This is a genomic window from Klebsiella sp. S69 (assembly GCF_016516145.1).
GTDB lineage: Bacteria > Pseudomonadota > Gammaproteobacteria > Enterobacterales > Enterobacteriaceae > Klebsiella > Klebsiella oxytoca.
In genome coordinates, this window is the sequence record NZ_JACVUU010000028.1 from 16,677 (window position 1) to 29,372 (window position 12,696).

12 protein-coding genes and 1 other annotated feature are annotated in these 12,696 nt (G+C 57.2%); of the genes, 8 read left to right on the forward strand and 4 right to left on the reverse strand.

All coding sequences use genetic code 11. From position 1 onward, the window contains the following. Window positions 1-18: 18 nt before the first annotated feature. Both hisG and hisL read right to left on the reverse strand, forming a co-directional pair. Window positions 19-918, reverse strand: a complete 900-nt coding sequence (gene hisG, locus IAE27_RS23960; protein WP_004113925.1) for an ATP phosphoribosyltransferase — start codon at window positions 916-918, stop codon at window positions 19-21. 45 nt (window positions 919-963) lie between these two features. Then, window positions 964-1,086: a sequence feature (His leader region), on the reverse strand. After that, window positions 1,062-1,112: a his operon leader peptide gene (gene hisL, locus IAE27_RS23965; protein ID WP_009654477.1), complete on the reverse strand. Its 51-nt coding sequence runs from the start codon at window positions 1,110-1,112 to the stop codon at window positions 1,062-1,064. Its footprint overlaps the feature before it by 25 nt. A gap of 175 nt (window positions 1,113-1,287) precedes the next feature. Here hisL and IAE27_RS23970 point away from each other — a divergent pair, with 175 nt between their 5' ends. From IAE27_RS23970 to IAE27_RS23985, 4 genes are all read left to right on the forward strand, one after another. Next, complete coding sequence (locus tag IAE27_RS23970) at window positions 1,288-2,112, forward strand: SDR family oxidoreductase (protein ID WP_004103637.1); 825 nt, start codon at window positions 1,288-1,290, stop codon at window positions 2,110-2,112. A gap of 38 nt (window positions 2,113-2,150) precedes the next feature. Continuing rightward, window positions 2,151-3,041, forward strand: a complete 891-nt coding sequence (locus IAE27_RS23975) for a LysR family transcriptional regulator (protein ID WP_115239414.1) — start codon at window positions 2,151-2,153, stop codon at window positions 3,039-3,041. A gap of 235 nt (window positions 3,042-3,276) precedes the next feature. Further along, window positions 3,277-3,339, forward strand: coding sequence for a membrane protein YoeI (yoeI, locus tag IAE27_RS30005; RefSeq protein ID WP_096335043.1), 63 nt, complete (start codon window positions 3,277-3,279; stop codon window positions 3,337-3,339). Next, on the forward strand, window positions 3,329-4,687 hold the full coding sequence (locus tag IAE27_RS23985; RefSeq protein WP_004103635.1) for an APC family permease: 1,359 nt from the start codon (window positions 3,329-3,331) through the stop codon (window positions 4,685-4,687). Before yoeI ends, IAE27_RS23985 begins: the two co-directional genes overlap by 11 nt. 251 nt (window positions 4,688-4,938) lie before the next feature. Here IAE27_RS23985 and IAE27_RS23990 read toward each other — a convergent pair whose 3' ends face one another. Beyond that, on the reverse strand, window positions 4,939-5,250 hold the full coding sequence (locus tag IAE27_RS23990) for an ArsR/SmtB family transcription factor (protein ID WP_004103633.1): 312 nt from the start codon (window positions 5,248-5,250) through the stop codon (window positions 4,939-4,941). 235 nt (window positions 5,251-5,485) lie between these two features. Between IAE27_RS23990 and fusA the strand changes: the two genes are divergently transcribed. After that, window positions 5,486-7,588, forward strand: coding sequence for an elongation factor G (fusA, locus tag IAE27_RS23995; RefSeq protein WP_200092895.1), 2,103 nt, complete (start codon window positions 5,486-5,488; stop codon window positions 7,586-7,588). A gap of 105 nt (window positions 7,589-7,693) precedes the next feature. Here fusA and sbcB read toward each other — a convergent pair whose 3' ends face one another. Further along, complete coding sequence (gene sbcB, locus IAE27_RS24000) at window positions 7,694-9,118, reverse strand: exodeoxyribonuclease I (protein WP_200092897.1); 1,425 nt, start codon at window positions 9,116-9,118, stop codon at window positions 7,694-7,696. Between the two features lie 180 nt (window positions 9,119-9,298). Between sbcB and dacD the strand changes: the two genes are divergently transcribed. From dacD to sbmC, 3 genes are all read left to right on the forward strand, one after another. Next, entirely contained in the window at window positions 9,299-10,465 is a 1,167-nt protein-coding gene (gene dacD / locus IAE27_RS24005) for a serine-type D-Ala-D-Ala carboxypeptidase DacD (protein ID WP_032745156.1), read from the forward strand. Between the two features lie 153 nt (window positions 10,466-10,618). Further along, entirely contained in the window at window positions 10,619-12,055 is a 1,437-nt protein-coding gene (locus IAE27_RS24010) for a capsule assembly Wzi family protein (protein ID WP_200092898.1), read from the forward strand. Window positions 12,056-12,181: 126 nt separating this feature from the next. Continuing rightward, complete coding sequence (gene sbmC / locus IAE27_RS24015; RefSeq protein WP_023321266.1) at window positions 12,182-12,655, forward strand: DNA gyrase inhibitor SbmC; 474 nt, start codon at window positions 12,182-12,184, stop codon at window positions 12,653-12,655. Window positions 12,656-12,696 lie beyond the last annotated feature (41 nt).

The window sequence follows — 12,696 nt, forward strand, 5'->3', positions numbered from 1 at the left end:
CGTGACCGACCCGACGGATTACTCCATCATCTTCTCAATCGGCAGAACCAGAATGGAGCTGGCGCCCAGCGCTTTCAGTTTTTCCATGGTTTCCCAGAACAGGGTTTCACTGCTGACCATGTGCATGGCGACGCGCTGCTTGTCCCCCGCCAGCGGCAGGATGGTCGGACGCTCGGCGCCGGGCAGCAGGGCGACAACCTCTTCCAGGCGCTCGGTGGGCGCGTGCATCATGATGTATTTCGATTCGCGAGCCTGAATCACGCCCTGAATACGGGTCAGCAGGCGGTCGATAAGCTGCTGTTTGCTATCCGCCATCTCACCGTCGCGCTGGATCAGGCAGGCTTTGGAGCGGAACATGACTTCCACTTCGCGCAGGCCGTTCGCTTCGAGAGTCGCGCCGGTAGAGACCAGGTCGCAAATCGCGTCGGCCAGGCCAGCGCGCGGGGCCACTTCAACCGAGCCGTTCAGCAGGCAGGATTTAAAGGAGATGCCTTTCTGGTCAAGGTAGCGCTTCAGCAGGTGCGGGTAAGAGGTCGCGATGCGTTTGCCGTCCAGTGCCGCAGGGCCGTCCCAGGGTTCATCCGCCGGGGTCGCCAGCGACAGGCGGCAGCCGCCGAAGTCGAGGCGGCGCAGGGTAAAGTAGCGCGGATCTTCGCCCTGGGCGCGGCGGCTCAGCAGCTCTTCTTCCAGCACGTTTTCACCGATAATCCCCAAATCGACCACGCCGTCCATGATAAGGCCAGGAATATCGTCATCACGCACGCGCAGAATATCGATCGGCATATTTTCCGCCATCGCGATCAGGCGCTGGGTGTGCAGATTCACTTTGATGCCGCAGCGGCTGAGTAATTCGCGTGAATCTTCGCTTAAACGCCCTGATTTCTGAATAGCTATGCGTAAACGGCTGTTGTCTAACATTGTTATTTTCCTCTGTACCCTGTCTGAATCTGTCGAATGCGGTCCAAAAAAAAGCCCCCGGAAGTGAATCTTCCGGGGGCTCTCTTTGCGTTCATGCACCACTGGAAGATCCAAATGTCTTCCAGCACACATCGCCTGAAAGACTAGTCAGGATGATGGTGATGATGGTGGTTTTTAAATTGAACGCTGTTCATAAAATTCTCTGTGAATGACTATGCATTTGATGCCTTTTAACCTAAACCACTTCACTCGCATAAAGCAAGGGCTTTTTTCTATCATTAATTCATTTCATATTGACCGAAGAAATTGTCAGTTGCCGCCGTCTGGCGTAGCCTTAAGTCAGCACAGCGAAAATTCAGGAGCAAGGGGATGAAGAAGGTCGCAATTGTAGGATTAGGATGGCTGGGTATGCCGCTTGCGCTGTCGTTGATGTCGCGGGGATGGCAGGTCACCGGCAGTAAGACCACCCAGGATGGCGTAGAGGCGGCGCGGATGTGCGGTATCGACAGCTACCCGCTGCGTCTGGAGCCGCAGCTGGTCTGCGACGCTGAGGATCTGGATGCATTAATGAACGTCGACGCGCTGGTGATTACCCTGCCGGCGCGCCGGACCGGGCCGGGAGACGACTTCTATCGTCAGGCGGTACAGGAAATCGTTGATACCGCGCTCGCGCATCACGTGCCGCGCATCCTGTTTACCAGCTCGACTTCCGTCTACGGCAACGCCAGCGGCACGCTGAAAGAGAGCTCGCCCCGTAATCCGCAAACCGCCAGCGGACAAGTGCTGAAAGAGCTGGAGGACTGGCTGCACAATCTTCCTGGCACCTCGGTGGACATTCTGCGCCTTTCCGGGCTGGTGGGGCCGTCTCGTCACCCGGGGCGCTTCTTTGCCGGAAAATCCGCGCCGGACGGCCAGCACGGCGTGAACCTGGTGCATCTCCAGGATGCGATCGCCGCGATCGAGCTGTTATTGCAGTCCCCGAAAGGCGGACGCATCTATAATATATGTGCGCCTAAGCATCCCGCGCGCGGCGTCTTTTATCCGCTGATGGCCCGGGAGCTTGGGCTTCCCGTTCCCGTCTTCTCTGATAACCCGGAAAACGGTAGCGGCAAGATCGTGGATGGCAGCCGTATTTGCAACGAACTGGGGTTTGAATACCAATACCCCGACCCGCTGGTGATGCCGATGGAGTGATCCGCCAGCGGTGAATCGCGTACCGTAAGGGGGTAGCGATGAAACCACTGCTGGATGTGCTCGTCATTCTTGATGCCCTCGACAAAGAGGGCAGTTTTGCCGCCGCCTCGGCAAAGCTTTATAAAACGCCCTCCGCGCTGAGCTATACCATTCATAAGCTGGAAAGCGACCTCAATATTCAACTACTCGATCGCAGCGGCCACCGGGCGCGCTTTACCCGTACCGGTCAGATGCTGTTGGAAAAAGGGCGGGACGTGCTGCATACCGCCCGCGAGCTGGAAAAGCAGGCCGTCAGGCTGCATCAGGGCTGGGAAGACAGGCTGGTGCTGAACGTTGATAGCGGTTTCCCGTTTCACCTGTTGGCGCCGCTGATAACGGCGTTTTATCGCCAGCATCACGCCACCCGTCTGGAATTTCGCCGTGACACCCTCGCAGCAGGCTGGCAGACCCTGGCGGAAGGGCGGGCGGATCTGCTGCTCGGGGTTCAGAGCGGCCCGCCGGCGCTAAGCGGCTACGGTTGTCTGCTTCTCGGTGAACTGACGCAGGTATTTGTCGTTTCGCCCCAGCATCCGCTGGCGCAAATTACCGAACCGCTGAGCTGGCGCACGTTGCGCCGTTATCGCGCGATTGCCAACTGCGGCTCGTTGCCGCAGGCAGAAAATCAGGACAGCCTGACGGTATTCGATCTTTCCGGCCAGCTGACGCTGCTTTGCGCCGGGCTGGGGTGGGGCTATTTGCCGCTATTTCAGGTGCAGCCTTTATTAGCGCGCGGCGAGCTGCGAATAATTCAAACCAGGATGGTTGCGCCGGTAAATCGCGCGTGGATTGGCTGGCATGAAGAGGGCGGTGGTCTGGCGGGCGAGTGGTGGCGAGCAGAGATATTAGCAAATAGTGCTATCCATCAGGTCTATAATACTAAAATCGTATGAATATTAATCTGTTAGAGATTGGCCGTAATTATTAAGCCTTGCAACATCTTGTCATCATGCCAGTAGTTGTTGCAAAATACGCGTCCTGAAAATCAGAAACTGGCCGACGCTTTTTTAAAGTGTCGGTTATTTTTTTGGTTGAAAGACACATCATTCAATACCAAGAGGCCGGGCTTCGTACCGGATAGATATTTACTAAAAACCGACAGTGGTTGTCGCTGAGGAATACAAAGAAATGGGGCAATTTTTTGCTTACGCGCTGGCGTTCACCGTAAAAGGGGATAACTATGTCGCATAACGCTACTCCAAAAACCTCTCGCGTGGAATTACGTAAAACGCTTACGTTGATTCCGGTTGTAATGATGGGCCTTGCCTATATGCAGCCAATGACGCTGTTCGATACGTTTGGTATCGTCTCTGGATTGACTGATGGTCACGTTGCGACGGCTTACGCCTTCGCGCTGATCGCCATTCTTTTCACGGCGCTGAGCTACGGTAAACTGGTTCGCCGTTTTCCGTCGGCGGGTTCCGCTTATACCTACGCACAGAAATCCATTAGCCCGGCCGTTGGCTTTATGGTTGGCTGGTCATCGCTGCTGGACTATCTGTTCATGCCGATGATCAACATTCTGCTGGCAAAAATTTACTTTGAAGCGCTGGTGCCTTCCATTCCGTCGTGGATCTTTGTTGTTGCGCTGGTGGCCTTTATGACCATCTCCAACCTGCGCAGCATTAAGACCGTGGCGAACTTCAACACCCTGATCGTTATCCTGCAGATGGGTATCGTAGCGGTGATTGTTGGCCTGATTATCTACGGCGTTATGCACGGCGAAGGCGCGGGCACGCTGACCAGCACCCGTCCGTTCTGGTCTGAAGGCGCGCACGTGGTGCCGATGATTACCGGTGCGACCATTCTCTGCTTCTCGTTCCTTGGCTTCGACGGTATCTCTTCGCTGTCTGAAGAAACCAAAGACGCAGAGCGCGTGATCCCGAAGGCTATCTTCCTGACGGCGCTGATTGGTGGCCTGATCTTTATCGGGGCTTCCTACTTCCTGCAGCTGTACTTCCCGGATATCTCGCGCTTTAAGGATCCGGACGCATCGCAGCCTGAAATCATGCTGTACGTTGCGGGCAAAACCTTCCAGTGGGGCGTGCTGATTTTCTCCAGCGTCACCGTACTGGCGTCCGGCATGGCTGCGCACGCGGGCGTTTCCCGTCTGATGTACGTGATGGGCCGCGACGGCGTGTTCCCGACGCGTTTCTTTGGTTACGTGCATCCGAAATGGCGGACTCCGGCGTGGAACGTACTGCTGGTTGGCGCGATTGCGCTGCTGGCGATTAAATTCGACCTCGTGACGGCAACGGCGCTGATTAACTTCGGTGCGCTGGTGGCGTTCACCTTCGTTAACCTGTCGGTGATCTCACAGTTCTGGATCCGTGAAAAACGCAACAAGACGCTGAAAGACCACTTCAACTATCTGGTTCTGCCGGTGTGCGGCGCGCTGACCGTCGGCGCGCTGTGGATCAACCTGGAAGAGAGCTCCATGGTTCTCGGCCTGATCTGGGGCGGTATTGGTCTGGTCTACCTGGCCTGCGTGACCAAAAGCTTCCGCAACCCGGTACCGCAGTACGAAGACGTTGCCTGATCGCGTTTGGTGATGAGAAAGCCGGAGGGAAACCTCCGGCTTTTTTGTTTCTGGCGGATGTCGATCTTTCCGACTCGCGCTACGCTTAGCCGGGCTACAGATTCACCGCTGCCCACGGTCTGGTAGCCCGGGTAAGGCGTGTACGCCGCAACCCGGGATTCCCGGGCACGAGTTCGTGTGGTTTTGCGGGGTGGTTGCCCGGATAGAGGCGCAGCATCGCCTCCGGCAGATTCAGCAGAAATGTGGGCGATTTACTTCTCCTGCTGCATCACCTTAAGCAGCGTATCCAGCAGGCCGGGAAAGCGCGCGTCTAAATCTTCCCGGCGCAGCGAAATCAAATTCTCCCGCCCCTGAGGCCGCTGCCAGATCACCCCGCTGTCGCGCAAGACGCGCCAGTGGTGAGTCATGGTCGACTTCGCCACATCTTCATGACGCAGGGCGTTACAGCTCTGCTCGCTGCCGTCGGCAAGGATCCGGATAATCTCAAGCCGCAGCGGGTTACCGAGGGCGAAAAGCACATTTTCGAGGCGAATTTGTTCACGTTCGGGGTGATTGGCGATCATAATATTCCTGTGTCGGCGGCGGCGCAGATCCGCGAGCAGCCGTTATCGGCGGCTGGCCGGTAATATACCCAAACTCTTTTTCTAAAGCCACGCGCGTCGTCGCAGCCATACCAATCGTAACGATAGCAAAAATAGTTCGAATATACTCGTACAGTTGTACTATGATGAAAGCCGTTAAATGAACGGCGGCTCATTCCGGCCGCTGACTGACAGTCAAAATGACTAAGGACGCATCATGCCCCGACCCATCCCCCTCGAACGTTATCGCAACATCGGTATCTCCGCGCATATCGATGCCGGCAAAACCACCACCACCGAGCGCATCCTGTTTTACACCGGGATGAGCCACAAGCTGGGGGAAGTACACGATGGCGCGGCAACTACCGACTGGATGGCGCAGGAACAGGAGCGTGGGATCACCATTACGTCCGCGGCGGTGAGCTGCTTCTGGCCCGGTATGGACCGCAGCTTTGAGCAACACCGGATTAATATCATCGATACCCCCGGGCACGTGGATTTCACCATTGAAGTCGAGCGCTCTATGCGCGTACTGGACGGTGCGGTCATGGTTTACGACTCCGTGGGCGGCGTGCAGCCGCAGTCGGAAACCGTCTGGCGCCAGGCGAACAAATACCACGTCCCGCGGCTGGCCTTCGTCAACAAGATGGACCGCCCCGGCGCGGATTTTTTCCGCGTGGTGCAGATGATGACCGATCGCCTGAAGGCGAACCCGGTACCGATTGTGATCCCGGTGGGCGCCGAAGAGCACTTCACCGGCGTGGTGGATCTCATCAAAATGCGCGCCATTTTGTGGGATGACGCCACCCAGGGAATGACCTTCAGCTATGCGCCGGTGCCCGACGAACTGCTGGAAACCGCCCGGTTGTGGCGGGAAAAAATGGTTTCGGCGGCGGCGGAAGCCAGCGACGAACTGATGGATAACTATCTCGAAACCGGCGAGTTGAGCGAGGCGGAAATCGTCGCCGGACTGCGTCAGCGCACGGTGAAGGGGGAAATCCAGGCAGTGCTGTGCGGCAGCGCGTTTAAAAACAAAGGCGTGCAGCGGATGCTTGATGCGGTGGTTGAGCTGATGCCGTCGCCGCTGGATATTCCGGCGATTCAGGGCGTGGATGAGAAAGGGCAGCCCGCTGAACGTCACCCGAGCGACGACGAACCGTTCTCGGCGCTGGCATTTAAACTGATGACCGACCCCTACGTCGGCCAATTGACCTTTATCCGCGTCTATTCCGGGACGCTGAAAAAAGGCGATGCGGTGTGGAATCCGGTGAAAGGCAAGAAAGAGCGCATCGGCCGCATCGTGCTGATGCAGGCCAACGATCGCCATGAAGTGGACGAACTGCACGCCGGAGATATTGCCGCCTGCGTCGGCCTGAAGGATGTCACCACCGGCGACACGCTGTGCGACCCTGATGCGGTGACTACCCTTGAACGGATGGAGTTCCCGGAGCCGGTGATTTCGCTGGCGATTGAACCGAAAACCAAAGCCGATCAGGAGAAAATGGGCATCGCCCTGCAGCGGCTGGCGGCGGAAGATCCGTCGTTTCGTCTGCATACTGACGAGGAGTCCGGCCAGACGATCATTTCCGGGATGGGCGAACTGCATCTGGAGATTATCGTTGACCGCATGAAGCGCGAGTTTGGCGTCGAGGCGAATATCGGGCGCCCGCAGGTGACCTATCGCGAGACGATCCGCAAAACGGTCAAAGAGGTGGAAGGCAAGTTTGTTCGCCAGTCCGGCGGTAAAGGGCAGTATGGTCACGTGGTGCTGAGCCTTGAACCGCTGGCGCCGGGAAGCGGTTTCGTGTTTGAGGACGCGACCAAAGGCGGCGTGGTGCCGCGCGAGTACATCCCTTCAGTCGAAAAAGGGCTGCGCGAAGCGATGGGCACCGGCGTGCTGGCGGGATATCCGGTGGTGGATATTAAGGCGACCCTGACGTTTGGTTCGTATCACGACGTCGACTCCTCGGAGATGGCTTTCCGGATGGCGGCGATATTCGGCTTCAAGGAAGGGGCGCGCAGGGCCGACCCGGTTATTCTTGAACCGGTGATGCATGTGGAAGTGGAGACCCCGGAAGAGTACGCCGGCAATATTATGGGCGATCTCTCTTCCCGGCGCGGGATGGTACAGGGAATGGAGGAGCGGTTCGGCAGCCAGATTATTCGCGCCGACGTGCCGCTGGCCGAGATGTTTGGCTATTCCACCACGCTGCGTTCAATGTCCCAGGGCCGGGCGACCTACAGCATGGAATTCCACCACTACGCGGAAGCCCCGCGCAACGTGGCTGAGGCGATTATCGCCAGCCGCGCCAAAGGCTAAACTACGTTCCCGGGTGCGACGCGAGGCGTCTTACCCGGGATACGAGTCCTGCCAACGTTTGTAGCCCGGGTAAGGCGTTAGCCGCAACCCGGGAATTTCTTCCAGTCAAACAATATCCTGCGCGTACTGCCACAGCGCCTTCAGCTGCGCCAGCTTCTCTTTATCATCCGCATATTGCTGATACAGCATCTGTAGCTCATCGGCGTAGGCCTGCAAAAACTCTGGCGTAAACACCTGGCGACGGTGCTCCAACCAGCGCTGCTGCTCGGCTTCATCCAGCGTGCCCGGGTAATTGCGCGCGCGATAGTTGAACAGTAGACGCTCAATACGCTTGTCGGCAAAGGTAATGTCCAGCGCCGGCAGATTGCGCGGCTCCGTCTCGAGTACGATTTTCATCGCCGCGCGGTCGGCATCGCTGAAAAAGCCGTTATACAGCTGTGCATCGACGTTATCGGACGGCACAAACGGCTCCGCTTCGGCATAAATCGCCACCACTTTCTCGCGCACCTGCGGATTGGCCCGCAGCCGCTGGGCGTTCTCCAGACAGCGCTGGATATTGATGCCCAATCGGTCAGCATCCTGCGGGCGCAGGGTATTTTGCTGCGCCAGCACCGGGCACTTATTGAGGTGGACCAGCTTGATCGGCACCGCAGCCAGATCGCCCAACTCGCTTTTCGGCGTATACAGCCGTTCGCGCAGGGCATCGGCATCCAGATCCAGCAGAGGGGCGATATCACCGGCCAGGTCGACCATAATCACCGCGTTACGGTTATCCGGGTGCCACGCCAGCGGGGCGACCAGGCTGGTGTTGCCGCGCGCCGCGCCGAACATACCGGAAACATGCACCAGCGGCTTGATCTGCGGCACGTCAATCAGCGTCGCCAGCTTGCGCTTGTTGCGGTGGGCGTAAAGATAGTCGAACAGGCGCGGCTGCTGAGTCTTCACCAGCTTTGCCATCGCGATAGTGGCGTAAACGTCGGCCATCGCGTCGTGGGCGTTGCTGTGTTCGATGCCGTTAGCGACGGTCAGATGCTCCAGCCGGAAGCTCGGTAAGCCCTCATCATTTTCCGGCCAGTTGATCCCCTCGGGGCGCAGCGCATAGCAGGCGCGCATCACGTCCAGTAGATCCCAGCGGGAGTTGTCATGCTGCCAGCTCCAGGCGTAAGGATCGTAAAAATTGCGATAGAAGATATTGCGCGTGACTTCATCATCGAAGCGCACGTTGTTGTAGCCGACGATGCAGGTTTTCGGCACCGTGAACAGATCGTGAACGCGGCGGGCAAACGCGGCTTCGTTGTCGCCTTTGGCATTGGCCTCCTGCGGCGTTATCCCGGTGACCATTACCGCCTGCGGCTGCGGCAGATAGTCGTCGGCGAGCCTGCAGTAGAACACTTCAGTTTCGCCGACGACATTCAGGTCTTCATCGGTACGGATGGCGGCAAACTGCGACGGCCGGTCGAGCGAAGGGCTGGTGCCGAAGGTCTCGTAATCGTGAAACAAAAATCCGGGCTGGTTGGCGCTATCTTGCATAATCTGTTCATTATCCCTGGTGGCGAGCAGCCATCATGGTAAACGATTTGCCGGGCCATCAGAAGGGTATCGGCTTTACCTGACACCGCCAGTGTCATATTTTCTTGCAATTAAACCCTGATATGAAACGAGAAGTTCCGTAAAAAGGACGGCGAATCTGTCAATTTAGAGGATATGCCGTTGAAAGGCCGTTTGTTTATTGCTGTATCTTTGCTCGCTGCGAGCGTTTCCTGCGCATTTGCCGCCAATGATTTTCCCGTCAACGTGACGCCGCCTTCCATTCAGGCCGGTTCCTGGGTGCTGATGGATTACACCACCGGCCAGGTCCTTACCGCCGGTAACGAGCATCAGCAGCGCAATCCCGCCAGCCTGACCAAACTGATGACCGGCTATGTGGTCGATCGCGCCATCGACAGCCACCGCATCACCTTTGACGACATCGTCACCGTCGGTAAAGACGCCTGGGCGCAGGGCAATCCGGTCTTTAAGGGATCTTCCCTGATGTTTCTTAAGCCTGGCGATCGGGTTAGCGTACGCGACTTGAGCCGCGGGCTCATCGTTGACTCCGGCAACGATGCCTGCGTGGCGCTGGCGGATTATGTTGCCGGCGGCCAGCCGCAGTTTGTCGCGCTGATGAACAGCTATGTGGACAAACTGCATTTACAGGATACCCATTTTGAAACCGTTCACGGCCTCGACGCGCCGGGGCAGCACAGCTCAGCCTACGATCTGGCGGTACTCTCGCGGGCGATTATTCACGGCGAGCCGGACGTTTATCATATGTACAGCCAGAAGAGTCTGACGTGGAACGGCATTACCCAGCAGAACCGCAACGGCCTGCTGTGGGATAAAACCATGAACGTTGATGGTCTGAAAACCGGCCATACCTCCGGCGCCGGCTTCAATCTGATTGCCTCCGCGGTGGACGGCCAGCGCCGGCTGATTGCGGTAGTCATGGGGGCCGACAGCCCGAAAGGGCGTGAACAGCAGGCGGCGAAGCTGCTGCACTGGGGCCAGCAAAACTTCGATACCGTCCAGGTCCTGCAGGACGGCAAGCAGGTCGGCGTTGAGCGTATCTGGTATGGCGATAAAGAGCAGATTAGGCTGGGGACCGATCAGGACTTCTGGTTAGCGCTGCCGAAATCGGAAGTCTCGCGCATTAAGGCGAAATATGTGCTGGATAAAAAAGTGCTGGAAGCGCCGATTGCCGCCCACCAGCGGGTCGGTGAAATCTCGCTTTATGATGGCGATAAAGTCGTCGCCCACTGGCCGCTGGTGACGCTGGAAAGCGTCGGCAAGGGCGGCATGCTGTCGCGCTTTAGCGATTATCTGCATCAAAAACTGTAACTTCTCCGCCGCTCCGCCTGGAGCGGCATCTCGTAGCTGTTTGATTATTATGCTGCTTCGGTTGGCGCTTTGTTTAGTGTCCATCCCTTACCTTACCCGGTCACCATTCAGGAAATCCCCTGGCGCTTGTGCGCCCAAAATGGAGCTGGGAAGATGAAATACTTTGCGCGTAGTGCGCTTTCTCTGGGACTTTTCGCCGTTTTTAGCACCTCTGGTTTTGCCTCTGGCCTTGTTCTGGCCGATAACGAATTCCGCAATGATTTAGCCTGGTTATCCGACCGCGGAACCCTCTCTTTAAGTTTGTCCACCTGGCCTTTGAGCGAAGAAGAGATTAACCGTGCGCTGGCCAATGCCCATCCGACAACATCCGCCGAGCGGGTGGTTCTGAGTCGGGTAAATCAGCGTTTAAGGGCGCTCAAAGCCGACGTGCGCGTTACCGGTTACAGTTCCACTGATAAGCCGGGAACTCCGCAGGGGTTTGCCCAGTCTTATCCCGCTGACCAGTCGCTTTCTCTCGCCCTGAACAACAGCGGTGAATGGTGGGATCTGCATCTACAGGGCAATGTTGAAGGCGACAAACGCATCGACAACGGCTCCAGCGTAAACGCCAACGGCGCATACGGCGCGGTAAAACTGTGGAACCAGTGGCTGGCGTTCGGGCAAATCCTGCAGTGGTGGGGACCGGGTTATGAAGGGAGTTTGATTCGCTCCGATGCCGCGCGTCCCATGACCGGTTTTCTGCTGCAGCGTGCAGAACAGCGGGCGCCGGAAACCTCATGGCTAAGCTGGATTGGCCCCTGGCAGTATCAACTTTCCGCCAGCCAGATGAACCAGTACGCCGCCGTACCGCATACCAAAATCTTCGGCGGTCGCCTGACGTTTTCGCCCATCTCCTCGCTGGAACTGGGCGCTTCGCGCGTTATGCAGTGGGGCGGCGAAGGGCGACCTTCATCATTCAGCAGCTTCTGGGACGGCCTGACCGGCAATGATAACACCGGTGAATCGGCCGACGATCCCGGTAATCAGCTGGCCGGTTTTGATTTCAAGCTGAAGCTGGCGCCAACCTTGGGCTGGCCGGTGAGCATTTACGGCCAGATGATCGGCGAGGATGAAGCCGGATACTTGCCCTCGGCGCACCTCTACCTTGGCGGCGTGGAAGGGCACCATCAGTGGAACAGCAATGCGGTTAACTGGTATCTGGAAGCCCACGATACCCGCTCGAATATGGGACGCACCAACTATATCTATAACCACTTTATCTATAAAGATGGCTACTATCAGCAGGGCTACCCGCTGGGCGATGCGATGGGCGGCGATGGACGCCTGTATGCCGGTAAGGTGGAGCTGGTCACCGAAGCAAATCAGCGCTGGAGCGCGCGCCTGGTCTACGCGGAAGTCAATCCGAAGAACCAGCGAATCAATAAAGCCTTCCCGCACGCCGACACGCTGAAGGGCGTACAGCTGGGCTGGAGCGGCGATGTCATGCCGACGGTTCGCCTGAATACCTCCATCTGGTACACCGATGCAAACCACAGCGCCAGCGACGATGTTGGGGCCAGCATCGGCATTGAACTGCCGTTCAGTTTATAACCCGCCGGTGGCGTTTTTTTAATCTTCTTGCCGCGCGGATTTGTGAATTACCGCACATACTATGGGTGATTGTACTGTTAGATTATATGTATATACATACAGTATTTTATCAACGGTGGAGGCAACATGGACTATAACGTTAAATCCGTAGGCAAGAAGAAAATTGCCGGTTTTCATCTGGTCGGCCCCTGGGAACAGACGGTTAAACAGGGGTTTGAACAGCTGATGATGTGGGTCGACAACAGCCAGGTTCCGGCGCAGGAGTGGGTGGCCGTTTACTACGACAATCCAGACGAAGTCCCGGCGGAAAAGCTACGCTGCGACACCGCCGTCACGGTGGCGGAAGACTATCAGATCCCTGAAGGAAGTGAAGGCGTGATGATGACCGAAATCGCCGGCGGCGAGTATGCCGTTGCCCGCGCCAGAGTCGAGAATTTCGATTTTGCGACTCCGTGGTATCAGTTCTTCGAAAGTCTGATGCAAAGCACAGAGCATCAGATGGCGATGAAGCCCTGTTTTGAAGTCTACCTTAACGATGGTAACCAGGACGGCTACTGGGACATTGATATGTATATCGCGGTTGAACCCGTAGTGAAGTGAACTTATCCCTTTAATTGACAAGGTTTCTTACATTCGCGTGA